General features: G+C 60.8%; 22 protein-coding genes. 9 read left to right on the top strand and 13 right to left on the bottom strand.

Translation table 11 applies throughout. The annotated features are described in order from the left end of the window. The first annotated feature begins 63 nt into the window (after positions 1–63). From NSJP_RS12165 to NSJP_RS12155, 3 genes are all read left to right on the top strand, one after another. On the top strand, positions 64–1,341 hold the full coding sequence (locus NSJP_RS12165) for a two-component system sensor histidine kinase NtrB (protein ID WP_080887155.1): 1,278 nt from the start codon (positions 64–66) through the stop codon (positions 1,339–1,341). A 27-nt stretch (positions 1,342–1,368) separates the two neighbouring features. Continuing rightward, positions 1,369–2,787 carry a sigma-54-dependent transcriptional regulator gene (locus NSJP_RS12160; protein WP_080887154.1) on the top strand — a complete coding sequence of 473 codons (1,419 nt, stop codon included), beginning with the start codon at positions 1,369–1,371 and terminating at the stop codon, positions 2,785–2,787. Positions 2,788–3,003: 216 nt separating this feature from the next. Continuing rightward, on the top strand, positions 3,004–4,158 hold the full coding sequence (locus NSJP_RS12155) for an HD domain-containing phosphohydrolase (protein ID WP_172834310.1): 1,155 nt from the start codon (positions 3,004–3,006) through the stop codon (positions 4,156–4,158). Here the strand turns inward: NSJP_RS12155 and recN are convergent. The 10 genes from recN to moaC all read right to left on the bottom strand — a co-directional run bounded on the left by recN (position 4,149) and on the right by moaC (position 15,121). Beyond that, the gene (gene recN, locus NSJP_RS12150; RefSeq protein ID WP_080887152.1) at positions 4,149–5,855 is read right to left on the bottom strand and encodes a DNA repair protein RecN; all 1,707 of its coding nucleotides are present in this window, start codon (positions 5,853–5,855) and stop codon (positions 4,149–4,151) included. The genes NSJP_RS12155 and recN overlap by 10 nt on opposite strands. Before the next feature lie 160 nt (positions 5,856–6,015). Next, positions 6,016–6,363: a thioredoxin gene (gene trxA, locus NSJP_RS12145; protein ID WP_080887151.1), complete on the bottom strand. Its 348-nt coding sequence runs from the start codon at positions 6,361–6,363 to the stop codon at positions 6,016–6,018. A 96-nt stretch (positions 6,364–6,459) separates the two neighbouring features. Further along, positions 6,460–7,008, bottom strand: coding sequence for a hypothetical protein (locus NSJP_RS12140; protein ID WP_080887150.1), 549 nt, complete (start codon positions 7,006–7,008; stop codon positions 6,460–6,462). A gap of 26 nt (positions 7,009–7,034) precedes the next feature. Then, positions 7,035–9,485, bottom strand: coding sequence for an LPS-assembly protein LptD (locus NSJP_RS12135; protein ID WP_080887149.1), 2,451 nt, complete (start codon positions 9,483–9,485; stop codon positions 7,035–7,037). Position 9,486: 1 nt separating this feature from the next. Continuing rightward, a complete protein-coding gene (locus tag NSJP_RS12130) occupies positions 9,487–10,776 on the bottom strand; it encodes a bifunctional folylpolyglutamate synthase/dihydrofolate synthase (protein WP_080887148.1) in 1,290 nt (429 codons plus the stop codon). Between the two features lie 27 nt (positions 10,777–10,803). Beyond that, complete coding sequence (gene accD, locus NSJP_RS12125) at positions 10,804–11,640, bottom strand: acetyl-CoA carboxylase, carboxyltransferase subunit beta (protein WP_080887147.1); 837 nt, start codon at positions 11,638–11,640, stop codon at positions 10,804–10,806. Between the two features lie 206 nt (positions 11,641–11,846). Continuing rightward, positions 11,847–12,554 (bottom strand): HoxN/HupN/NixA family nickel/cobalt transporter, encoded by a 708-nt coding sequence (locus tag NSJP_RS12120; protein ID WP_080887146.1) that lies wholly within the window; start codon positions 12,552–12,554, stop codon positions 11,847–11,849. Positions 12,555–12,719: 165 nt separating this feature from the next. Further along, positions 12,720–13,787: a GTP 3',8-cyclase MoaA gene (gene moaA / locus NSJP_RS12115; RefSeq protein WP_080887145.1), complete on the bottom strand. Its 1,068-nt coding sequence runs from the start codon at positions 13,785–13,787 to the stop codon at positions 12,720–12,722. A gap of 120 nt (positions 13,788–13,907) precedes the next feature. After that, positions 13,908–14,603, bottom strand: coding sequence for a molybdenum cofactor biosynthesis protein (locus tag NSJP_RS12110; RefSeq protein ID WP_080887144.1), 696 nt, complete (start codon positions 14,601–14,603; stop codon positions 13,908–13,910). After that, positions 14,600–15,121, bottom strand: coding sequence for a cyclic pyranopterin monophosphate synthase MoaC (moaC, locus tag NSJP_RS12105; protein ID WP_080887143.1), 522 nt, complete (start codon positions 15,119–15,121; stop codon positions 14,600–14,602). The genes NSJP_RS12110 and moaC overlap by 4 nt, the downstream gene beginning before the upstream one ends. 121 nt (positions 15,122–15,242) lie before the next feature. Between moaC and folB the strand changes: the two genes are divergently transcribed. Genes folB through NSJP_RS12080 form a run of 5 tightly spaced genes read left to right on the top strand, consistent with a single transcriptional unit; the run spans position 15,243 to position 20,048 of the window. Then, positions 15,243–16,193: a dihydroneopterin aldolase gene (gene folB, locus NSJP_RS12100; RefSeq protein ID WP_172834309.1), complete on the top strand. Its 951-nt coding sequence runs from the start codon at positions 15,243–15,245 to the stop codon at positions 16,191–16,193. Continuing rightward, positions 16,190–17,035: a PHP domain-containing protein gene (locus NSJP_RS12095; protein ID WP_080887141.1), complete on the top strand. Its 846-nt coding sequence runs from the start codon at positions 16,190–16,192 to the stop codon at positions 17,033–17,035. The genes folB and NSJP_RS12095 overlap by 4 nt, the downstream gene beginning before the upstream one ends. 56 nt (positions 17,036–17,091) lie before the next feature. Beyond that, positions 17,092–18,492 (top strand): serine/threonine-protein kinase, encoded by a 1,401-nt coding sequence (locus tag NSJP_RS12090; protein ID WP_080887140.1) that lies wholly within the window; start codon positions 17,092–17,094, stop codon positions 18,490–18,492. 17 nt (positions 18,493–18,509) lie between these two features. After that, complete coding sequence (locus NSJP_RS12085; RefSeq protein ID WP_172834308.1) at positions 18,510–19,322, top strand: Stp1/IreP family PP2C-type Ser/Thr phosphatase; 813 nt, start codon at positions 18,510–18,512, stop codon at positions 19,320–19,322. Between the two features lie 21 nt (positions 19,323–19,343). Then, entirely contained in the window at positions 19,344–20,048 is a 705-nt protein-coding gene (locus NSJP_RS12080; RefSeq protein WP_080887138.1) for an FHA domain-containing protein, read from the top strand. A 12-nt stretch (positions 20,049–20,060) separates the two neighbouring features. On the opposite strand, the gene NSJP_RS12075 is transcribed toward NSJP_RS12080, so the two are convergent. The 3 genes from NSJP_RS12075 to NSJP_RS12065 form a co-directional block, all read right to left on the bottom strand. Next, on the bottom strand, positions 20,061–20,687 hold the full coding sequence (locus NSJP_RS12075; protein WP_080887137.1) for a cysteine rich repeat-containing protein: 627 nt from the start codon (positions 20,685–20,687) through the stop codon (positions 20,061–20,063). Positions 20,688–20,864: 177 nt separating this feature from the next. Beyond that, positions 20,865–21,878: a hypothetical protein gene (locus NSJP_RS12070; RefSeq protein WP_080887136.1), complete on the bottom strand. Its 1,014-nt coding sequence runs from the start codon at positions 21,876–21,878 to the stop codon at positions 20,865–20,867. A 121-nt stretch (positions 21,879–21,999) separates the two neighbouring features. Next, complete coding sequence (locus NSJP_RS12065) at positions 22,000–22,413, bottom strand: secondary thiamine-phosphate synthase enzyme YjbQ (protein WP_080887135.1); 414 nt, start codon at positions 22,411–22,413, stop codon at positions 22,000–22,002. Positions 22,414–22,518: 105 nt separating this feature from the next. Between NSJP_RS12065 and NSJP_RS12060 the strand changes: the two genes are divergently transcribed. After that, complete coding sequence (locus NSJP_RS12060) at positions 22,519–24,279, top strand: adenosylcobalamin-dependent ribonucleoside-diphosphate reductase (RefSeq protein ID WP_080887134.1); 1,761 nt, start codon at positions 22,519–22,521, stop codon at positions 24,277–24,279. Positions 24,280–24,313 lie beyond the last annotated feature (34 nt).

Here is a 24,313-nt window from a genome sequence, read left to right as displayed (position 1 = left end):
CCGACCGGGCTGAATTAGGATAGTCGGTCAGGCGTTAGTCAGCACCTCTGTTCCCCAGGTGACATGTCGACACGACCTGCGAATCCTGCATCCGACAGCTCCCCGACAACTGAATTTTTCGACCAGCTGACGCGGTTTTCCATCGACTTGGGGGCCATGACCGATCTGGGCCCCTTGAGCGAGCGCGCCCTGCAAGAACTCTCCCGCGTCGGGGGCGCAACGCACGGAGCGCTCTACCTTCTCGATCGGGAGCATGAGTATTACCGCCGCGCGGCGACGACGGGATCGCCGGCTAAAACCAAGCTTCCCGAATCCATAGCCTTGGACCATCCGGTTCCGCATCGACTGTCTTCGCCGCAATCGGAGATCGCCTCGCATCACACGGCATCCTTCGGCGGATCGTTCGCCCTCGACGTGTCCGACGAACCGGCACTGGCGGCTCTTGGCATGGCATTGGCCCTGCCGCATATCAGCCGCGGCCAACTGATCGCATTCTCCCTGCTGGACGCAGCTCAGCCTCGCGGTCAGCATGCGGCCTCCGTCCATGCCCTGTTGGCCGTGCTGGCGCAAACGGCGACCAATGCGGTCGATCGCCTGATGCTCTATGAAGACTTGCACCGCTCGCACCTGCTGATGAAACGAACGGACCGTCTCAAATCACTGGAAACGATCGCCGGGGGGTTTGCCCACGAGATTCGCAATCCGCTGACGTCCATCAAGACGTTCATCCAACTGGCTCCCGAACGCAAAGATGACCCGGATTTCATTCGGGACTTCAGCCGCATCGTGCTCGACGACGTCTACCGGATCGAACGGCTCATCGACGAGATTCTCGATTACGCGCGATACATGGAGCCGAAACTGACGGAAGAAGACATCAACGACATCGTGTCGTCTTGCCTCTATTTCATCGACGTCAAGGCCGACACCAAGGGGATCAGGATTGAAAAAGAGTTGGCGACAAACCTGCCTCGTGTCATGCTGGACCGTCAGCAGGTCAAGCAAGTCTTTCTGAATCTGTTCCTGAACGCGCTGGACGCCATGGGGAAAGCGGGCGGCTTCCTGCGGGTCCGCACGAAACTTTTGAACAGACCGGGCGGAAGAGTTTGGGTGCAAGTGGAGACAGAGGATACCGGAGAAGGCATTCCGGAGGGCAATCTGGAGCATATCTTCGATCCGTTTTTCACGACCAAACACGAAAGCGGCGAACACGAAGGCACCGGGCTCGGATTGACGATCGTCCACCAGATCGTCCAGGAACATCGGGGGGAGATCGAAGTCCGGAGCGTGCCGGGAAAAGGGACGACGTTTCTTGTGAACCTGCCTGCCTTGTCGTTATAACCAGCGAGAAACGGAGTAATTGCCAGCGTGAAAAAGCGAGTCCTTTTGATCGACGACGAATCCCGTGTCCGCGCCTCCCTGAAGGTCATCCTCGAACCGACCTACGAGGTCATCCAGGCCGCGGATGCGCAGGAGGGGCTCGATCTCTATCATAAGGAAGCTCCCCATCTGATTCTCCTGGACGTGATTTTACCCGGCACGGACGGCCTGTCGGTGCTCCAGTCGCTGCGGTCCGAAGACTGCCCCGCCCCCATCATCATGCTGACCGGCACAAAATCGGTGAAGACGGCCGTGGACGCCATGAAACTGGGTGCGGCGGACTATCTTTCGAAGCCCTTCGACGCGGAGGAGCTCCGCATCGTCGTGGACCGGGCGCTCAATTCGAAGGAACTCGAACGCGAAGTCAAGAGCCTCCGGGCGCAGGTCACGCAGCGCTACGCATTTCATAATCTCATCGGGAAAAGCCGCCCGATGCAGGAAATCTACACCAAAATCGAGCAGGTCGCCGACAGCCGGACGACGGTGCTCATCACCGGCGAGAGCGGGACAGGCAAAGAGCTGGTCGCCAAGGCACTCCACTTCAACAGCGGAAGACGAGACCGTCCGTTTGTCGCGCTGAACTGCGCCGCACTCCCCGAAACCCTTATCGAAAGCGAATTGTTCGGGCATGAGAAGGGGTCTTTCACAGACGCCACGGCCAGGCGCGTGGGCCAGTTCGATCTCGCGAACAGCGGCACTCTGTTCCTGGATGAGATCGGGGACCTGAGCGCCATGACGCAAGCCAAGTTGCTTCGCGTCCTGCAAGAGCGGGAATTCACCAGGATCGGCGGGGTCCAGGCAATCAAGGTCGACGTCAGGATCGTCGCGGCGACCAACAAAAACCTCGAGGAGCTCGTCCGGAAGGGACTGTTCCGGGAAGATCTGTACTACCGGATCAACGTTATCGCCCTCTATCTTCCTCCGCTGCGGGATCGAGGCGAAGACATTCCCCTGCTCGCCAGACATTTTCTCTCAAAGCGAATCGAAGAAGAGAACCGGCCGCACCAGGAATTCTCCAAGGACGCCGTCGACCTCTTGACGCGCTATCCGTGGCCCGGCAACGTACGGGAGATGGAAAACATCATCGAACAGGCCTTTATATGGTCGAAGGGATCGGATAGCGTCACGCTGGAACATCTCCCCACGATCGTCCGTAATGACAGCCGTTCCTCGTCGTTACGCGACGATACCCTGGCAGGCCGTCTCTCCCTTGAAAAGGCCGTCGCAGAGTTCGAGCGTGAGATTATTCTGGATGCCTTGAAAAAGAACAACTACATCCAAACTCACGCGGCGAACCAACTGGGCATCAGCCGCCGCATGCTGAAATATCGAATGGACACGCTGGGAATCGGCAGGCCGGACAGTGAAAACGGCGGCAGTGAAACAGACCCTCCAGTGCAGGAATAGCACACATTCCCCTTAAAAAGTGAGTGGTTTTTGCAGCATTCGTGCAGAATTGCTCTCTGTCCGATTGCGCACTGTTCGGAATATGAACCCACATATAGCGTTTTGGTTTTTCCTGACCCCATGTGCTCGAAGCCCTTCAAGTATTCTCCGTAAATAACTGAAAAGGAATAGGAATTGCTTTATGATCATGCAAAACCCTTGGAAATGAGACAACCGATGCACGTTGCTCTTTCAGAGAAAAGATCCCAAGCCAAGCCGACGGTTCTTGTCGTGGACGACGAAGCGGGGCCGCGGGATGCGCTGAAAGTCATCCTCCGGCCGTTCTTCAACATCCAAGCGGCCGGATCGGCTCGGGCCGCGATCGATGTCCTCAACTCGCAACAGATCGACCTCATTACCCTCGACCAGAAACTGCCTGATCGCCAAGGTCTCGACCTGCTCCAAGAGATCAAACACGACCATGCCGACGTCGAAGTCATCATCATTACCGGCTACGGCAGCCTCAAAGCCGCGATGGACGGGATCCGTCACGGGGCCGCCGGCTATCTCCTCAAGCCGTTCAATGTGACCGAGCTGGTCACCTTGGTGAACCAGACACTTCACAAGAAGCAACGGCTGGACTATCTCCGGCGCTTCGTCCACTACCCCGAAGCCATGTGGGAATCGGAAGCATCCTGTGCAGCGACGTGGAACGAAATCCGGTCCGGCTATGCCGCGATCAGCGCTCAACCTGACGTGATGACCGCGACCGAAGCGGCGGAGTTCAGATTCCTGCTTCCATTGCTTTCCGACCTCCTTGAAGCCAAAGAACGGGAGTTGCTCAACCATTGCAGCCGGGTGAGCTTCTATGCCACGCTCCTGGCCAATCGCATGGATCTGACCGAAGGAGAGCAAAAATCCCTGGCGCTCGGAGCCTTTCTTCACGACATCGGAAGGATCGTCGCCGGCCCCTGTCATTTCGCCGACGATGCGATTCGCAGCCTCGGGGGAACGCAGGACCACAAACGCCATACCGAACTCGGCGTGCGGATGATCGAGCCGCTGGGCTTACCGGCCGAAGTGGGGCAGATTATCGGATACCATCATGAACGGTGGGATGGAACCGGCTATCCCCATGGATTGCAGGGCGAAGGGATTCCGCTTCTGGCCCGCATCGTATGCCTCGCACAGGCCTTCGACCACTTGACCGCCGAACTGCCCGACCGCAATTCTCTCTCTCTCGACGAAGCCTGCGACTTCATCACCGGACACACCGGGGACTACTTCGACCCGACCTTGACCACGCTGTTCGTCAGAGTGGTGCAGGAGTGCAAAGCCTCGCTCCCAGCGATGGCCATCGCCACCAATCCCTCGAGACCTCCTCACGCCTGACGGCGGATATCCCGGACTCCGCGACCCGCCCCTGCAAGCAGTTCGGCCGCCGTTTCACGGATCTTTTTCGTCAGCGTCGTTCCCCCGAGCATCCTGGCGATCTCGTCTTCACGCCCTTTTCCATCAAGCGGGGCCGCCCATGTCGACGTCCGCCGATTGTCCGTGCCCTTAGAGACCAGAAAATGATGCTCCGCCTGGGAAGCGACTTGGGCGAGATGGGTGATGCAGAAGACCTGATGGTACGATCCCAGTTTTCGCAATCTCATACCCATCGTCGCGGCCGCCGCCCCGCCTACACCCGTATCGATTTCATCGAACACCAAGACGGGAACCTGATCCCGTTCGGCCAGCACCGTTTTCAATGCCAGCATGATTCTGGACAACTCCCCGCCCGACGCCACGCGCGCCAGCGGCTTCGGTGGCTCTCCGGCATTGCCGGCCAACATGAATTCCACCCGATCCGCGCCGGTGGGCCCAAACTCTTCCGGTTCCCCTTCCTTGGAGACCAACACCTCGAACAGCGCTTGCTCCATCTTCAAGGCCGCCAATTCCGCCCCGACCGATTCCGACAGACGTTTGGCCGCATCTTTGCGCTTCTTGGAGAGCCGCTGAGCAAATTCTTGGACGCGTTGAAAGGCTTCGCGGACGGCGGCGGCCCCCTCCGCCGATCGTGAATCCGATTCTTCGATCGCGCGCACTTCCGTCTTGGCTCGGTCTCCCGCCGCAAGAATGGCTTCGATCGTTCCGCCGTATTTTTTCTTGAGGCGTTGAATCAGATCCAGGCGGCCTTCCACTTCGTTCTGCCGAGCCGGATCCGCATCCATCCGATCCGCATACAGTCGAAGGCGTCCGGCCAATTCCTTGAGCTGAATCGCGGCGCCCGTCACTGGATCCACACTGTCTGCCATGCTCGGATCCGTCTTCGTCAGATCGGCGAGAAGGCGGCCTAGCCGGCCCAGCCGCGACAGAACACCCTGCTCATCCCCCTGCAGCTCGCCATGCGCCTCCTCCGCCAGTTCGCGCAGCCGATGGGCATGGAGCAGCCGTTGGCGTTCCGCATGAAGCCCCGCGTCCTCGTCGGGATTCAAGCCCGCCTGTTCGATCTCTTGAAGCTGAAAACGGAGAAAGTCCTCGCGCTGCCCTCGGTCGGCCGCCGCACGCGTGATCGACTCCAATTCGGCAAGCCGAGATTTCCATTGCCGGTAGGCACTTTCATACTCGTCCCGTAATCGTTCAAGCGAGCCGAATGCGTCGACGGCCTCGATTTGCGAGGCAGGGGACAATAGCGATTGTTGTTCATGTTGACCGTGAATATCGACCAACGTTCCGCCGAGATCCTCCAGCGTGCGCAGCGGACAGAGGCTGCCGTTGAGATAGATGCGGTGCCGCCCCGTTCGGGAGAGTACCCGCTTCAGGACCAGGTCGGAATCTCCGTCTGCAATCACACCGGACGTCCGGAGGCGTCGCAAGACAGGATGTTCATGCAAGAGGTGAAATGAGGCTTCCAGCTGCGCCTCTTCCGCTCCAGAACGAATCTGCTCGGAAGAACCGCGGCCGCCGACGAGAAGACTGATGGCGTCGATCAGCAGGGACTTGCCGGCTCCGGTTTCGCCGGTAAGCACGGTAAAGCCCGGTTGGAATGACAGGTGCAGCTCGTCAATGAGCGCAAAGTTCTTGATCCGCAACTCGGCGAGCATGGTGGCGAGCGACTGATCTCCCTGAACCCTCGACGTCTTCAGACGTCCGAGAGACCGGATGACACTGAAACGCGGACAACACGGACGACAGACCAATCAGCACAGGACGGCAGGAATGCCAGGCGCAAACAAACCCGAGTGCAGCGGGCCAGGTTTTGCGTTATGCGGAGCCGGCGTGCTGCGCCAGCAGCGAGTCGATCATTTCCTTGAATTGACGCTTGGGCCTTGCACCGACCAGCTTCTCTACGACCTGTCCGTTCTTGAAAAACAGGATCGTCGGAATGCTCATGACCTGGTAACGCCCCGCAACTTCCGGATTCTCATCGGTATTCAGCTTGCGAACTTTGATTTTTCCGGAATATTCCTTGGCGAGTTCATCGACGATGGGTGCAACCATTTGGCATGGCCCGCACCACACGGCCCAGAAATCGACCATGACCAGTTCCGAAGCCTTGATGACATCGGCTTCCCACGTTGCATCTTCGACTTTGAGCGCGTCACCTGCCACGTCACACCCTCCTTCGCATGGTTGCAAGCACTATTTTTTTTGATCTGCACATCGTATACCAGCGATCTTCGGCGAGTCAATTCAGGCGCCGGCCGGTCACCAGGACCACTCGGGCGGAATGCCGAACCACCAACCGTCCGGCTTGGACTTCCGCCAGGCCGTCTGCTGGGGCCAGATGCGAGCGACGGCGGCCGAATCGAGTCTCGTCGCCAACTCCGCGGCGATGTCGGCCTGCTGTCTTGCGCCGGACTGCATCAACTCCTTGGCAATGCGCGAGAGTACGTCGGGAGCATCCACAAGGTCTTCCGGCTTTCCCGTCACCAGACTCAAATATAGGTGTTCCAAGGGCACCCACTGATCCGCCTTTGCAAGAGATTCCACATAGGCGTCGAGTGCCTGGTAGACGTATGTGAGATACAAGTAGGCTTCTACGGAAGGACGGGCGTCGACCTCGTGCCGGCACGCCTCGATCGCGCGACGAAAGTCCCCTGCAGCTAAATAAATCTTCGCCCGATGAAGATGAGGGAGAGGACCGTCCTGCCCACCCCACGCACCGTTCGCTCCGCTCCAACACAACAGCAGCGCGAGGCATAAGCCAGCGACCGGTCGTTTGCATTCCACTCTTGAAAGAAGCCCCTGTTTCATGGCGTCCCTTCGTCGACGGCCGACCGTCAACGCAACCCCGCATCGGTGGACGGTATCACGGACTGCGGACGGCCGTAATGCCCGCCCGGTGCCGCCCACGGCAAGCCTTTTTCACCGTAGAGCAACGGACTCAGGATGCTGCGGACGACCGTGGTGCCGAAGTTTTCCGTCCATCCGATTCCGGTGAGGCTGAACATGAAATTATACTGGGCGCGATCCGGAAATTGCAGGTAGTACAAGCCCAACGACCAGCACTTGCAGGGATTCTGATACAGACCGACGATGTCGTACTCAGGACTCTTTCCGTTGAGGATATCGTAGTAGCCTTTGGCACCCAGGGTCCAGCCCCATGGCGTCCGGAATGCGCCCCCGGCGGTGACAAACTGGATTTCCTGGGTCGGAACAAAGACTTGATTGAATGAAATCGGGTTCCAGACGTCCCCACGGCGCACGATGTTTCCATTCTGCGCGTACCGCTGTCCGACCTCGAGGTACCAGTTATTGGACTCCTGGACGCGAAAGTCCGTGTTGAATTGACTGAAGGTGCCGCGGTACGGATCCAAGAACGCGTCGACCGTCAGGTATTGGTTGATCACCGGCTTCTGTTGGGGTCCCATACCGCCCTTGTCAAACCCGGACATGGCGAGTTGTCCCACCGTGTACTGCGGCAGGTTGTTTCCGATGACGGCATGCATCCAGAAATCCGAGAACTTCTTCCCGTTGATCGCGACGGTGGCAGGCTGCAGCGGCTGCGTGATCGTACCGACCGGCGGCACGACGCCCGGCGTGAAATTCATCGCGTTGGTCTGTACGCCCCCGACGTGATAACTCTGCGCGAGCGTCAGATCGAGCCAGTTGAAACTGGTCGTCCCACCCTGCTCCAGCACGCGGCTCCGGAGCATATACGTCAACAGATTCTTCATCGGAAGGTCGTCGACCTGGTCGATCTGCGCAATCTGGGATTGATTGGTCTGCGGGACATACTCGTACATCACGCTGGGCTCAAGAGTGTGCAATACCGCCTGACCGTCGCCCGATATGAACCGTCGGCTGAGTTTGGAGCTGGCGTCAAGCGCCGCCCAGAACGTCTGGCGGTTCAGACTGCTGGCACTATCGATCCCGCGCGAATAGTAGACCTCCCGGACCTTGGCCTGCGGCCGGAGGCCCAATACATGGCCCACATCGATGATCTCGGTGGAGATCCCGGGCATGAAGTCGATGCGGTTCTCCGTGAAACCCTGTTCGCGATAGAAATACACAAAATTCGTATCCGTATTGAGCAGGAAGGGAGAACCGAACAGGGTCGTATCAGGGAGGCTGTAGCCGATCTCAGGCAGCCGTTGGAATGTGTCGCTGCCGCCGGCTTGCAACGGCTGGAGATATTGACTCCAAAGGTACATGTTTCCGTACGGCAGCCGGTGCGTTCCCAGCAAATTGCTCTCATTGCTCGGCAACGCCCGCTGGGCGCCGGAGTTGCTCAACTGTTGGAGATACTGTGGGTCGGTCACGAGATTCGCCTGGACGCGAAGCAAGGTATTCGGCGTGAACTGTTGGGTATGCGTCCCGGTGATCAAGGCGCGGCCTTCCCGGGCCTGCGTTCCCGATTCGGCCGCGCCCGAGACGTTGGGCAATTGCGTCTGCTGGAGCGCACTGACGAACCACTGTCCACGTGACAGACGGTCCAGAACATACCGATACTCGAAATCGCTCCCGTAGCCGAGCTTCGTGTAATAGAAGGGCGACACCGTGAGATCCTGACTGGGATTGATCGCCCAAAACAGGCTTTCTTGCGCATGCCAGCCGAATCGATTGTCGTAGCCGATCGTGGGAATGAGAAATCCGGTCTTCCTCGGCGACAGCGGATAGGTCATCGTCGGCATCGGAAGGACGCGGGCGTCGAGGACGCACAGCCACCCGCCTTTGAACGCCAGCGCGTCTCCGGCATTGAGATCGAGATCCTTGAACTGGAACCGCCAGGCCGGCGTCTCGTCCGGTTCCGCATCGCAATTCGTGAACCGGCCCTCCTTCACCCGGTAGTGATCTTCCGAGAACCGCTGCATCAAGCGTCCCTCGAGTTGGGTATTGGAGGACTTCAGATACAGTTGACCGTGGGTGACGATGCCCGCTTCGGTATTGATGTTCAGCTCGAGCCTGTCCGCGGAGAGGTCGCCTCTCGGATCGAGCAGCCGGACATGGCCGGTTGCAATCAGCACCCCCGGAAGGGCCTGTATCGTCATATGATCCGCCGTGAGACGCAGTCCGCCCTGACGAACCAGCACCGATCCTTCGGCTTCGTAAATTTCTTCGTCTTTTAGATAGTCGATGCGGTCGGCGGTGAGATCAAGCGGGTTGGAGCCCGAAGACGCCAGTGTCGTCCCGGCCGGTCCGTCGGCAGCCAGGGCGGTGCCGGACAGCACCAAGAGTACCAGGACGGCGTATACCAGGCGCTTGCCGGCCCCAGCGAGAGTCTCCCCCATTTCAACCCCGAAGAGGCGACAGCCCACAGCCACGCCATGATGCTTTCACCTCTCCGATCAGCATGAGGGACCCCGTGACGCAGATCACATCCTCCGAAGCCGCCAACCGCCTCGCCAAAGCCAGGGCCTCGGCCGGACCGGCCGTCACCGAGAAGGGTGCGGTGATCATTCCGGCCAATTCATCCCGAAGCTCCTCGGCCGTCGCGGATCTGGCGATCGATGCGCGGGTCAGTACTATGTGATCCGCCACGCTGTTCAACGATTTCATGAAGCCCTTGTGATCCTTGTCGCGCATCATTCCCACCACCACGATGACGCGCGACCCCGGACGAGCCTGCTTCGCGGATCGCAGGTACGCCGCCAGGGCCTCCGCTCCGGCCGGGTTGTGGGCGCCGTCGAGCAGAACGTCCGGACGGGCTTCGAGGGTTTCGAGCCTGCCTTCCCACTGCACGCCGCCCACCCCGTCGCGAACCGCGCGTTCGCCCACCTGAAGCCCGCCGGCGGCTTCGATCACGGCAATCGCACAGGCGGCGTTGTCTACCTGGTGTGCGCCGGGAAGCGCGCAACGCAAGTCGGCATATCGAGTCCGTCGGCTCACGTAGGTAAACCGTCCGACGACGCCCTCGATGCGGAATTCCCGATCCAAGGCCGAGAGAGGGGAGTTTCGCTCCCGCGCGATACCCTCGATGGTCCGCATGGCTTCGTCGGTCATCCGGCCGACGACGAGCGGAATCGCTTCTTTGACGATCCCCGCTTTTTCGAAGGCGATCGCGGACACCGTCGAGCCGAGGTATTCCTGATGATCCAGGGCCACGGTCGTAATGGCGCAGGCCTCAGGCTGCACGATGTTGGTCGCATCGAACCGGCCGCCGAGCCCCACTTCGAGAACGGCCACGTCCACTTGCGCCTCAGCGAAATACTGAAAGGCCATCGCCGTGGTACTTTCAAAAAACGTCGGCTGCAGATCCGTGCCCGCCGCCACCTGCGCCGCCGCGGTGCATCGAGCCACCGCATCCTCCGAAATCATCGCGCCGTCCACGCGAATGCGCTCGCGGAATTCCACCAGATGCGGAGAGGTGTACAGCCCCACGCGATAGCCGGCGGACTGGAGAATGCCGGCGACCATGGCCGCCGTCGATCCTTTGCCGTTGGTTCCTCCGATATGAAGCGACCGATACCGTCGCTGGGGCTCCCCCAGGCGCCGCGCGAGGGCGGTCATCGTCTCCAACCCCAATTTGATGCCGTGCTTCTGGAGTCCGAGAAGGTAGGCGACCGCAGCGGAATAGGTCATGATGCGCGCCGAGGAGAAGGAACTCGCCTAGAAATGCGCGACGAGGGTGCTCAATGTTTCTTTCAGGTGCTTGCGCTCGACGATCATGTCGATCATGCCGTGCTCCAACAGAAATTCCGCGCGCTGAAACTGATCGGGTAATTGCTGCTTGATGGTCTGCTCGATGACCCGCGGCCCCGCGAATCCGATCAATGCCTTGGGTTCGGCCAGAATGACGTCGCCCAACATTGCCACGCTGGCGGTGACTCCGCCAAAGGTCGGATCGGCCAACAGGCAAATGAACGGCAGCTTGGCTTCCCCCAATTTGGCGACCGCCGCGGAGGTCTTGGCCATTTGCATGAGCGACAGGATGCCTTCCTGCATGCGGGCCCCCCCCGAGGTCGTGACGAGAATGACCGGAAGTCTTGCCTCCAAGGCGCGGTCGATGGCGCGGCAGATCTTTTCGCCCACCACCGAACCCATGCTGCCGCCCATAAAGCCGAAATCAAACACGCACAATGCGACGCGACGGCCGTTCATCGTGCCTTCACCGATGACCATTGCGTCTTTTCGACCGGTTTTTTCCTGCTGGGCTTTAATGCGGTCCTTATATGATTTGGTGTCCTCGAAGCTCAGCGGATCCTGCGGGGCCAGATCAGCGTCCCACTCCTTGAAGGTCCCAAAATCGACGAGCAGCGTGATGCGCTCCGTGACGGAAATGGGAAAATGATAATCGCACTTCGGACACACCTTGTTGTTGCGGTCAACCTCTTTGCGATAGACAATTTCCCGGCAATGGTTGCACTTGAGCCACATTCCTTCGGCGATCTTCGATCGCTTTGGGCTGTCCGAATCGGAAGATTTTTGCTTCTTAAACCACGCCATGCGCGTCTGTCTCCTGCGGCACCCGACGGAATCGGATCCTCCCGGCGCCCTGCCGGCTACTGCACCGGCCGATGGGAGCGGAGAATACCATAGCCGGCCCGATGACGCACGCAGTTTCCCCCCTCGACGAGGCGCGACGATCCGCAATGGAATCGGTCCTCGTCGCATGACGCACGGGAACAGCGTCTCGGGTCGCGACGGTCCGGCTAGAACAGATGCTCCCCCGTAGCGATACGGACGAGCATGGACAGGCCCAAGCCGATGCTGCCGAGGCCCGCGACTCCTTGCACCACGAGGAGCGCATGCCGCCCGAAGGACAAAGACCAGATCACCGGAAGACTCAGCACCAATCCGATCAGCATCATGCCGATGATCGAACCCAGGCCGAACAGCGCGATGTAGGCGAGCCCTTCCAGAAACGTGCGGGACGCGGTCACGACGACGATCAGAATGGCCGCGGAGCCGGCCAGCCCGTGCGCCATGCCGATGCACAACGGCTTGACGGAGTCACTCCACCAATGCGCGTGTCCGTGGCCGGAGGTCGCGGCATGGCTGTGCACATGGTCGTGCCGTCGCCCTTCATGATCATGGCTGTGTGAATGCCAGCGTTCGCGGAAGACGCGAAGGGCCAGAACGCCGCCCAGGGCGATCAACATGAGCCCGACTGCGAACTCGGCCGCGTTCGCGACCGACTCCGGAATACTGATCTGGAGCGCCAGCGCGACCGTGCCCACCAAGAGCAGCACCAGCGTATGTCCAAGCCCCCAACTGAATCCGATGAGACCGGATGCCCGCCACGAGGGTCTGGTCGCAAGCACGGTCGAAACCGCGGCAATGTGGTCGGCATCGAGGGCATGCCGCAATCCGAGGACGAAGCCGAAACCGAGAATCGTGAGATACGACGGATCCATCATGACGCACAGGAATCAGCGAGGGGCAGGTGCGGGACGTGGACGGGCCGGATCCCGGACCCCGTTCGTCCCGGACAGCCGAGGACGGGCGGGAGCCTGATGCAAATCCGCCGTGTCGTGGACCGAGAAGCGGACGGAGGGAGCGACCGTTTGCACGGCCGACCGTGCTCAGCCTCCGCGGGCATGCATCTCCAAATGAGGATCCGCGCGCAGTTGCTCGATCCCGATCAAACCGCCCTCGCGCAGACCAACCCGTTCGAGGGCCTTTCGTTCTTCCGCGCCACGGTCCTTTCTCAACTCCCATCCGGCGCGGATGAGCGCGCGCATGTCCTCCCCCGAAAGACCGTCTCGGAGCGGCTTGCGCAAATCGGTCCCCGCGGTGGCATAGAGACAGCGATACCACATCCCGTCCGCGGTCACTCTGCTGCGGTCGCAGGACGAACAAAACGGGGTGGTCGTCGAAGGAATGACGCCGAACGTCGTGCCATCAGGAAGGCGGAACCGCTGGGCCGGAGCGGAACCCCGCTCTGCGATCGGTTCAACAACGCCGTAGTGTTTCCCGAGCGCCGCCAGGATGGCGTCGCGGGACAAGACCTTGGCAGGCGACCACTCGTTCGCGCCGCCCACGTCCATGTACTCGATGAATCGTACCTCCGCCCGGTAATGACGTCCGAATTCGATGAGGGGGACCAACTCATCGTCATTGAAACCACGAATGACGACAGTGTCGAGCTTCAGCCCCGCGAAGCCGGCCGGCCCGACGGACTCGATGCCTTCCAGCACCCGGGCATGTTCGTCGCGACGGGTCAATTGACGGAATCTCTCCGGCCGCAAGGTATCCAGACTGATGGTGATGCGGTGCAATCCCGCTTCGTACAACGACTGGATCTGATCCGCCAAGAGAATGCCGTTCGTCGTCAATGCGATCTCGCCGATCCGGCGATTCTGAAGCAACAGCCGGATCAACCGCGGCAGATCCCGCCGGAGCAGCGGCTCCCCTCCGGTCAACCGGACCTTGTTCACGCCCACGTCCGTGAACAACGCCGTCAGCACGGCCATTTCTTCGAACGAAAGGAGATTCTCCCGCGGCAGCCACACGTACTCCTCTTCCGGCATACAGTAGGCGCAACGGAGATTGCAGCGATCGGTCACCGACAACCGCAGGTTGCGCAACGGCCGGCCGAATGTGTCGACAATTGCCGGATGGGGATCTGGCTGCATCGTTTCCGATTCCATCGCAGTCGCGTTACCCTCTATCGTTACATGACTGAAAGGAAACGAACATGACTGAAACCTGAACCACCGAGACATCACGCCGGCCGCGGCGGCGTCCGTGCGGAATGGGCGCACACCCCGTCACGGGTGTTCCTCCACCCACACTTCGCCGCTCGGCGTATGTTCCAGTTTCCAGATCGGCGTGATCTGCTTGAGTTCATCGATCGCCCACTTGCAGGCGCGAAATGCGTCGGCCCGGTGTTCCGCTCCCGCAATGATCAGCACGATGTTCTCGCCGATCGTGATCGGGCCGTAGCGGTGCACAATCAGCAGCTCAAGAATGTCGAAGTCGGCCATGGCACGTTCGCGGATCTCCCGCAGCTTCTTTTGCGCCATGCCTTCGTAATGTTCGAACGTGATGCCGTCGACGTCCCGTCCCTTGGAGCGATCGCGGGCCGTGCCGAGGAACAGGGCAATGCCTCCGATGCGCGTCGAGCGGCTCCGGACACGGTTGATCTCCGCGTCGATAGAGAAATCCTCGCGCTGAACGCGGACGAATTGAGCCTCATCCACGCGCGATTCCGTCGCCCCTCCGGCAAACGGCGGCAGCAGGGCAATCTCGTCTCCGTCGCCGATCGCGGTGTGTTCGTGGGCGATCTCCTGATTCACGGACACGAGCACCTTTTTCTTCTGGATCAATTCCCCGATCATCGGATAGCCCTTATTGACCAGCTCGACCAAGTCCTTCACGCTCCGCCCGGCCGGCAATTCCAGCGACAGGGAAGACTGATTGCCCGCCAGCGATTTCGTCATGCCGAACAGTTTGACCGTAATCATGTGTCCTCTGTGCCGACCGAGTCCGTCCCGTCGCGCTTGTACGATCCGGACTTGCCGCCCGATTTCGTGAGGAGGCACATGTCACTGAAGCTCATGTCCCGATCGATCGCCTTGCACATGTCATAGATCGTCAACGCCGCCACCGATACCGCCGTCATCGCTTCCATTTCCACCCCGGTCTGGCCGGTGGTCTTGGCCGTCGCGGTCACGGTGATCGAACATCGACCGTCCCGATTGGGCCGCGCGTCTTCCGCAAAGGATATGTCCACACTGGAGAGGAAAATCGGATGGCACATCGGAATGAGGTCCGGGGTCTTCTTGGCCCCCATCACCCCGGCTATTTGGGCGACTGCGAGAACATCGCCCTTGGCGATCTTGCCTTGTTGAATTTTTTCAAGAGTTTCCGGTCGGAGAAAGACTTTGGCTTGAGCCGTGGCAAGACGTTCGGTCTGAGCCTTGGCGCTCACATCGACCATTCGCGCGCGGCCTGCTTCGTTGAAATGTGTTAACTCAGCCATTTTCCTCGTGGAATCAGCCGGTTACGATCGCGCCAGTCGGTCATTATAAGAGCCTGTCAAAAAGGGAGTCAAGAGATGCACCGGTTGACACTCCGAAATCTAATCCAGGACAATGACATGCATGGTCGGCAAGATCGTCATCGAACGGTTGGAATTCCAAGGACGCTGCGGCGTCACACGCGAGGAGCGTCACAGGCCCCAACCGCTGGCCCTGGACCTGGAGCTGGATTGCGATATGAGCTCGGCCGCCGCTTCGGAGAAGCTGGCCGATACGGTCGACTATGCCAAGGTGCTGGAGCGAGTAGAGGCACTCGGCCACACGGAGGATTGCGCGCTGCTGGAGCGGCTGGCGGAACGCATTTTGGCCGTGCTGTTTGAAGAATTTCCGATCGAACGGGTCAGGCTCTGGCTGAGAAAGCTGGCGCCCCCGGTCGCGCAAACCACCGCATCGGTCGGCCTGAGAATTGATCGGATACGACCGGCCTACCTGATTGGCTCGCAGCCCCTGACTCCTTCCCGTTTTCTGCTGCAGAACATCCATCGTGTGCCGAAGGGCCGCGTCTTGGATGTGGCGTGCGGAAAGGGCCGCCATGCCCTCTACCTGGCGAACCTGGGATTCGACGTCGAGGCGATCGATCGGGACGCCGAGGCCGTGTTCGATCTGGCATCGACCGCCAAGCAACGGAATCTGCCGAATCTCACCGTGCAGACCGTCGATCTGGAACGTGCGACCGACGATCGGCCGGAATTTCCTGCAAACCGCTACGATGCGATCGTCGTCTGCTTTTATCTGCATCGGCCTCTCTTTTCCTGGCTCGTCGATGCCCTCAAGCCCAACGGCGTCCTGCTCTATGAAACCTTCACCATCGACAACTACCGGCGCCATCGCCATCCGCGCCGCTGGGAATTTTGCCTCGCACACAACGAACTGCTCCGGCTGACCTCCGCTCTGCAGGTCCTCTCGTACGACGAGGGGGAGCATGCGACGAATTCCGGAGTGGACACGGTTTTCACCGCGCAACTGCTGGCGCGCAAAGCGGCCCTCCCCGAGCCGGACAGGGAGCCGGCATGAGTCGCATCGATCTGCACCTGCATACCACCCACTCGGACGGAAGCTACCGCCCTTCCGAAGTCCTCACGCGGGCGAAGGCCGCCTCCGTAACCGCCTTGGCCATCACGGATCACGATATAACCTCAGGGCTCCCCGAGGCGATGACCACCGGCGAGCAGCTCGGCATCGAGGTCGTCCCGGGAGTCGAGATCAGCTCGTTCGACGGCAAGAGCGAACTGCACATTCTGGGCTACTACATCGATTGGCAGAACCCGCTTTTCAACGACCGGCTGGCATCGTTGCGCGCGAGCCGCCATCGCCGCAATCCCCTCATCGTGGAGCGCTTACGGGCCGCAGGACTGGACGTGACGTACGAAGAAGTCCAAGCCCTCGCCGGCACCGATGCCGTCGGCAGACCGCACATCGCTCAACTCCTCATGAGCAAAGGGTACGTGACTTCGGCGAAAGAAGCGTTCGACCGGTATCTGGCGGAAGGCCGGCCGGCGTACGTGGCCCGGGAACTCCCGCACCCGGCAGAGGCGATCAGCTGGATCCGCGAAGCCAAGGGCTTGGCGGTCCTGGCTCATCCCACCTGGGTTAGAACAGCCGGCTCCGAGCTGGCCTCCTGCGTTGCGACCCTGAAGGACCAGGGCCTTGCCGGCATCGAGGTCCACTACAGCACCCATACGAAAGCGCAGACGACCGCCTACCTGAATCTCAGCCGCCAGTTCAACCTTCTTGTCACCGGGGGAAGCGATTTTCACGGCGTCACCAAACCCGATATCGAAGTCGGAACGGGACGCGGCGATTTGAAGGTCAAACCGGACCTCCTGGCGGCGATGAAAGAAGCCGCAATTCGTTGACTCCCCGACCCGTTTCGCTACACTGAATCCGATTCACCACCACGAGACCGTATCCGATGTCCAAGGCCTGGAACTGGATCGTTCCGCATATGTTCGGAATTCTGGCGGCGCTCCTTGCCGGACCGATTCTCGGCCGTTTGGCCTCGGTTCATGCCTTTTCCATCCCCGCTCTCTCCTTGAGTGGAAACGCGGCCGTTCGCCTTGGCGCCGACGTCGTCGCGCTGGCGCTCCTCCTGTCTCTGGCCTTGAACGCCTATCGGGAAATCCCCGACAACGGCCGGGGCTCGAGTTTTCTCCGACATATCGTCATTCCGCTTGCGGTGTTGACCGCCATCGTCTATGGAGACAAGGCATTTCGCGGAGTCGGGTTACCTCTCGTCGAACGCTTCGGATCCGTCCGCTATCTCTGGGCTTATACCTCCGGGATCATCGCCTCCGGACTATGGCTCACCGTGGCATGGCTGAGTCATCTCGGCTCACTGCGGGAGGCCTTCTGTCCCGCGCGGCACGTCAAACGCCCCGGTCAGCACGCCTCGGCCGACGACGAATCGGGCGAGACGAACCTGGACGGCGTTCAAGAGGAGGAGCCGCAGGACGGTTCGGCTACTATGCTACTGACGGGAACGCCTCCCTCCATGCTCGGTCGGTACAAAGTCCTAAAGGAGCTGGGACGAGGCGCCATGGGCATCGTCTATCTCGGCAAGGATCCGACGATCCAACGATTCGTGGCGATCAAGACCATGCGCTTGGACCAGATCGACGACGGCACAAAATTGCAGGAGGTCAAGGCGCGATTTTTCCGCGAAGCGGAATCGGCCGGCCGGCTGTCCCATCCCAATATCGTCACGATCTACGACGCAGGCGAACAGGATGAACTCGGATACATCGCAATGGAAGTCTTGGAAGGCAGCTCGCTCAAACAATGGTCGCGGCCGCCGAACTTGATGTCCGTCGCGGACGTCGTGCATGCCTTGACCACCGTGGCGGAGGCCTTGGACCATGCGCACCAACAGGGAGTAGTCCATCGGGACGTCAAGCCGGCCAACGTCATGCTGACCAAGGACCGGATCGTGAAGGTGATGGACTTCGGCATCGCCAAGATGGCCTCGAGCAGCAAGACCCAGACCGACCTCGTACTGGGCACGCCGACCTATATGTCGCCCGAACAGATCGCGGGAAAGAAAGTGGACGGCCGGTCCGATATTTTTTCGCTGGGAGTGGTCTTGTTCGAACTGCTGACCGGCCGGCCTCCCTTCATCGCGGACAACCTGTCGGCGCTGCTCTTTGCCATTGCCCACCAGCCGCACCCGCCCTTGAATGCACTGCGAAAGGACCTTCCCCCGATGTTCCAGGAAGTACTCGACAGGGCGCTGCAGAAGGAACTCCCTCAGCGATATCGCCGCGCCGGAGAGTTTGCACGCGACCTCCGGGCCTGCCTCCAGAGCCTCGCGGCTTGATGGGGAAGCCCATGCCCATGAGAACTCTCCATAGTGTCAGATCGGACGTGGGGTTGAAGCGGACGCACAACGAAGACCGTTTTCTGGCCGACCCGGCGATCGGAGTCTACGCCGTCTGTGACGGCATGGGGGGTGGCAATGCGGGGGAAGTCGCCAGCGCCCTAGCCGTTGAGACCATTCATGCTCATCTCCGGACCGGTCGACAGGACGACCGCGTGTCGATGGGTTCGGACGCCAATCTTTCCCCCAATACCCATCGACTGGCTGGAGCGATCCGCGCCGCCAACGAATCGATCCACGAGGCTTCCTGGACCAATCCGTCCTATGCCGGCATGGGCACGACTATCGTAGCGGTCCATCTGTCCAACGACCTCCTCTCCATCGCCCACGTCGGTGACAGCCGCCTCTACCTGATCCGTAACGGCAAGATCGACGCCTTGACGGCGGACCACTCCTGGGTCGCCGAACAGGTCAGGCGGGGTTTGATGACCGAAGGCGAGGCCGAGCGGTCCTCCAAACGTAACATCGTCACGCGAGCGCTCGGCGTCGAGCGGGTCGTCGACGTCGAACTCGGCGAGATTCCGGTTCGGCACGGAGACCGGTTCCTCCTCTGCTCGGACGGTCTCACCCGTGGCGTCCGGACTCCCGATATCCTTCGTGCCGTCGAAGCGGCATCGGACGTGGAAGACTCCGCCGACCGGCTTCTCGCCATGGCCAACGACGCAGGGGGCGACGACAACACCACCGTGCTGCTGTTGAGTCTCTTCGACGAGGCATCGAGTCCGTTCTGGCGCCGCTTGACACAACGATGGTTCCCCATGGCTTCCTAATCCGGCACGAGGAGAATTTCCATGGCTCACACGACGGACGCACCGGCCAAACTGCTCGTGAAATTGCACGGACAAGGCTCCCGCACGATCGAGATCATGCACGACGTCTACACTATCGGCCGGAAAACCGGGAACGACCTGTCGATCGACGATCACACCGTATCGGGACACCATGCCCGCATTGTGAAAGTTCAGGCCGTCTACTTTCTCGAGGATCTCAACAGCACGAATGGGTCCTCCGTCAACGGCATGCGTGTGGATCGGCACCAGCTGCGTGACTCCGATGTGATCACGATCGGCCAGCATCGGATCATTTTTCAGGAACCGGCCGCGCCGGCCGCAGCACCCCCGTCGCCGTCCTCCTTCGTTGACGAGACCATGGCGATCAGCGGCGGAGAGTCGGGCATTCCGGCCGCATCCCTGTCGGCCAAAGTCGTCGTGACCGACGGCAGTACGGAACGGCCGGAATATCTCCTGAACAAGCCCGTGAGTTCCATCGGCTCCCAGCAAGGCGCGGCGATCCGCCTGACCGGCTGGTTTGCACCGAAATTCGCCGCTCAGATCATCCAACGGGGAGGAGCCTATTTCGTGAGCTTGGCCCAGGGAGGAAAGACGCTGCTGGTCAACGGACGGGACGTGACGGGACAGCAACAGCTCAGGAACGGCGACCACATCCAGGTTGCAGGCGTCAGCCTGACGTTCTACTGGCTCGGCTCCCGCAAATAGATGCGAGCACGATTACTGCTGGCGGAACAGCAACACGCCTTTGGGCAGCGTTTGGTAGCAGCCGTCGGATACGTCTTGCGCATGATCCTGTAGACACTGCATCACACGGCCGTCTCCTGGCCTCATCGTCGCGCACAGCCGTCTCACGTCGTCCCGACAGGCAACCAGGGTACGGTTCCGATCTTCCTTCCATTTCACGAAGCGCTCCCGAACCATTCCCTGGCAAGACGGCGGCAGATCTTTCATGCGCCGCTCCACGCAGCGGAAACCGCCCCCGTCCATTCCCTCGGGACATATCTGCTCGATCTCCGCCTCGCACTTCAACCGTGTGATCTGCGCGGCGCGGGCATCAACCATCGGAGCACCGCGTCGAAATTCGCCGGACGGTTCGGAGGGCGCCGGTGCGGCCGGTTGCGCCGCGGACGGGACGGATGAAACCACACCGGGAATGGACAGATCCAGACTCGGCTCGGCCCGAACCGGCGAAGCCGCGGTGGCAACCCGAACCGGTCGCAACGCGTTGCCGGCCAGCTCCTCCTGCGTCGGAAGACTCGTGACGACGGCAAGCCACACCGCCGTCAGTCCAACCACGGTGACCGCCCCGGCCGCGATCCTGCTCCAAGCATCCAGTTGCGCCACGATTCTCTCCAAGCCGTGCTACGGGTCAGCATAAGATAGAGATTCTCAAAAATCGATGAAATGTCATGATTCCGCATGCGTTCGCGCCCGGCGAGACAGCCGTCACACGATAGGCGGGCGTCGATTCATCGAAGCATGTGTGGTGGAATGGACGTACGGAGTCGTGAGGCGGATCGGCTAGTTTTCCGGGGCTTCGACGATATGGTTCTCGAATCGGGTGCACCCTTCCGCGAGCAGACGATTGGTGAGCATTTCGCCGGGCCATTCGATCGGCAAATCGGCCGTAAAGACCCACACGTCGGGTGAAGTCCAGACCGGCCCGTGCTCCTCCGGCAGTTCAGGATCGAACAAATCCGTCCAGACCGGCATATAGACCCCGTTGCCGCACTGGGTATGGAGATGGACGATCGTTCTCGCCCGAACCAAAGGATCGAGGTCCCGCCAGACAGCCGCCGTCTCATCCGCCAACCGGTGGAGCCGGACGGCGTTCTGTGCGTCGAACATCGCATAGGCGGCGTAGACGGGAGCTTCGATCGAATCCGGTGCATGCGCAAGCTCAGGACACTGCTCCACCAGGCCCTCCAGCAGGGCCCGCCGATGAGGATCTTCGAGTGAATCGGGCAGCCCTGCGTCGGGAACGCCGATCAGTTCGAAGAGGAGGAACGCCGTGTTCTCGACCGGCGGGTACAGCCGGGCGGCGATGGAATGGACGCGTTGGGAATCGGCCACGGTGCTCAAATGTTCGTTGAGCGACTGCAGGCTCAACGGCTCCAGCGTGGAATCCGTGAGGAGCCTGGCTTCGACGCGCACGACGCTTGCGGACGGGAGCCGAAGGTGGCGGTGCAGCAGCTCGGCCGTCGCCACGGGATCGATTTTCAGCTTCAACGGATGAGTGAGATTCGCCTGAAGCGGCAGCTCCAACGCAGCCATGACGGCATAGGACAGCTTTTCATCCGCCGGACCGTCCATCAGAATGGCGCACGATGCCTCTGCGACCAGGTCGAAGAGCCATTCCGCCATGTCTTCGTCGAGCGCCGCCAGTACCGTCAACAGGTCATGTTCGCGCCCCTGCTCGAGAAATGCCTGCAAGGTATCGATCGCGGCATCGGTATCGCCGTGATCGTGACGGCGGGCATTGATCAGGTGGATGAGATCTCTGGTCAACGGATCGGGACGGGACCAACCGAGCATGGCAGCTTCCTCGGGATGTTGTGGCTCACTCACAGTGAACCATGTTGCCAAACTTTTGCGCAGGGAGCAAGCGTCGGAGCGGTTCGGCAACGCGCCCCCGAGCGCTGTCAACCACGCGCCGCTACTCGCCGATGACCTTGACCAGGACGCGCTTGCGCCGCCGCCCGTCGAACTCTCCGTAGAAGATCTGTTCCCATGGACCGAAATCGAGCCGGCCGCCGGTGATTGCCACCACGACTTCGCGTCCCATCAATTGACGTTTGATATGAGCATCCCCGTTGTCTTCGCCGGTTTCGTTGTGGCGATAGGCCGCATCCTGGGGAGCCACGGCTTCAAGAAACCGATCATAGTCCTGCAGGAGTCCCGCCTCATCGTCATTGATGTACACGCTGGCGGTAATGTGCATCGCGTTCACCAGCACCAATCCTTCAGCAACGCCGCTCTTCCGCACGACGGCTTCCACGTGTCGGGTAATATTGATGTATTCCCGGCGCGTCTTGGTTTCGAACCACAGCTCTTCGCGATAGGACTTCATGCGGTATTCTCCCCGTATGGTCGGACATTGTCCTCAAACGGCCGGGATGGATGCAAGCCGGAAGGTTGTCGGCGAACCCGCGGCTCGGGCGATATAATAGTCGGCATGAAGAACACCTCTTCGTCAGTCCTTCCGAGTCATGAGCGCTCGCTCTCGCGCGGGGCCCGCATGGTGTTGCGTCAGCGATACCTCGCACGGAACGGAAACGGGCGGGTCATCGAAACCCCCCGTCAAATGTTCAAGCGCATCGCCGCTGACGTGGCCCGCGCGGAACGACGCTATCCCGACAAGACGCGCCTTCCCCGGGCCGCCATGCGCTTCTACGAGATGATGGCGAGTCTCGACTTCCTCCCTAATTCACCGACGTTGATGAACGCCGGCCGCCCTCTCCAACAACTGTCCGCCTGCTTCGTCCTGCCGGTGGAAGACTCGCTGTCCGAGATTCTCGAGAGCGTGAGGAACCAGGCGCTCATCCATCAATCGGGCGGAGGGACCGGTTTCTCTTTCAGTCGACTTCGCCCGCAGGACGATTTTGTCGCCTCCACCAGCGGCGTCGCGTCTGGTCCCCTGTCCTTCATGCGTATCTTCAACCTCACCACCGACGTCATCAAGCAAGGAGGGATGAGGCGCGGCGCGAACATGGGCGTGCTTCGCGTCGATCATCCCGATATCCTCGATTTCATCGCACTAAAAACGAACCCGCACGAAATGACCAATTTCAACCTATCGGTGGGTCTGACGGACGCGTTCATGGAGGCCCGTCGCCGCAACGAGCGCTACCCCTTGTTGAATCCGCGAACCGGTCGACCCGTCGGACGGATCCCGGCCCGTACGGTGTTCGACCGCCTGGTGGCGGCGGCTTGGACTTCCGGCGAGCCCGGCGTCCTGTATTTGGACACCATCAACCGGGCGAATCCGGTCGCTCACTTGGGCGCGATCGAAGCCACGAATCCCTGCGGAGAACAACCCTTGCTGCCTTACGAATCCTGCACGCTGGGATCCATCAACGTAGCCCGGTATCTCTTGCGGCAACACGGCCGGACCGAGATCGACTACTCGCGTTTGGCCGAGACCATCCCGCTTGCCGTCCGCTTCCTGGACGATGTCCTCGACCGCAATCGTTATCCGTTGCCCGAGATCGAAGCGGCGACGCTGCGGACGAGGAAAATCGGGCTGGGGATCATGGGCTTCGCCGATCTGCTGATTGCATTGGACATTCCCTATGATACGGAAGAGGCGCTCCGCACCGCGTCGCGATTGATGGCTTTCGTACAATCACATGCTCATGACGCGTCCCGACGGCTCGCCGAGGAACGCGGACCGTTTCCAGGCTACGAGGGCAGCCGCTTCGCTCGGCGGCGCGATCCGCGACGTCATGCCACCGTCACCACGATCGCCCCCACCGGCACGATCAGTATCCTTGCGGGATGTACTCCCGGCATTGAGCCGCTCTATGCCGTCCAAACCGTCCGGACCATCATGGACGGAACTCGACTGGTCACGCTCCATCCGGCATTCCGCAGGATGGCACGGGCGGCCGGCCTCGACGTGAGCCGTTTGCTGCCGCACCTGAACGAGTCGCCTTCGATCCGGCATCACTTTGGAGTCCCGCCGCACCTTCGTCGCCTGTTCGTCACGGCCCATGACGTTGATCCCGCGCATCACGTAAGAATGCAAGCGATTTTCCAACACTACAGCGACAGCGGGGTGTCCAAGACCGTCAATCTTCCCAACGCCGCCACCACAGCCCAAGTCGCCGATGCCTTCCTTCTCGCCTATCGCTTGGGATGCAAGGGGCTTACCGTCTTTCGAACCGGCAGCCGCGCGCAACAGGTTCTTTCCTGCGCGGTCACTCAGACCTGCTGAGAGACGCGGTTCCAGCGCGGTGAAATTGCCGCAT

Source organism: Nitrospira japonica (assembly GCF_900169565.1).
GTDB classification, from domain to species: domain Bacteria; phylum Nitrospirota; class Nitrospiria; order Nitrospirales; family Nitrospiraceae; genus Nitrospira_C; species Nitrospira_C japonica_A.
Note: the sequence above shows the minus strand (reverse complement) of the source record. Positions and strands in the feature narration are given on the sequence as shown.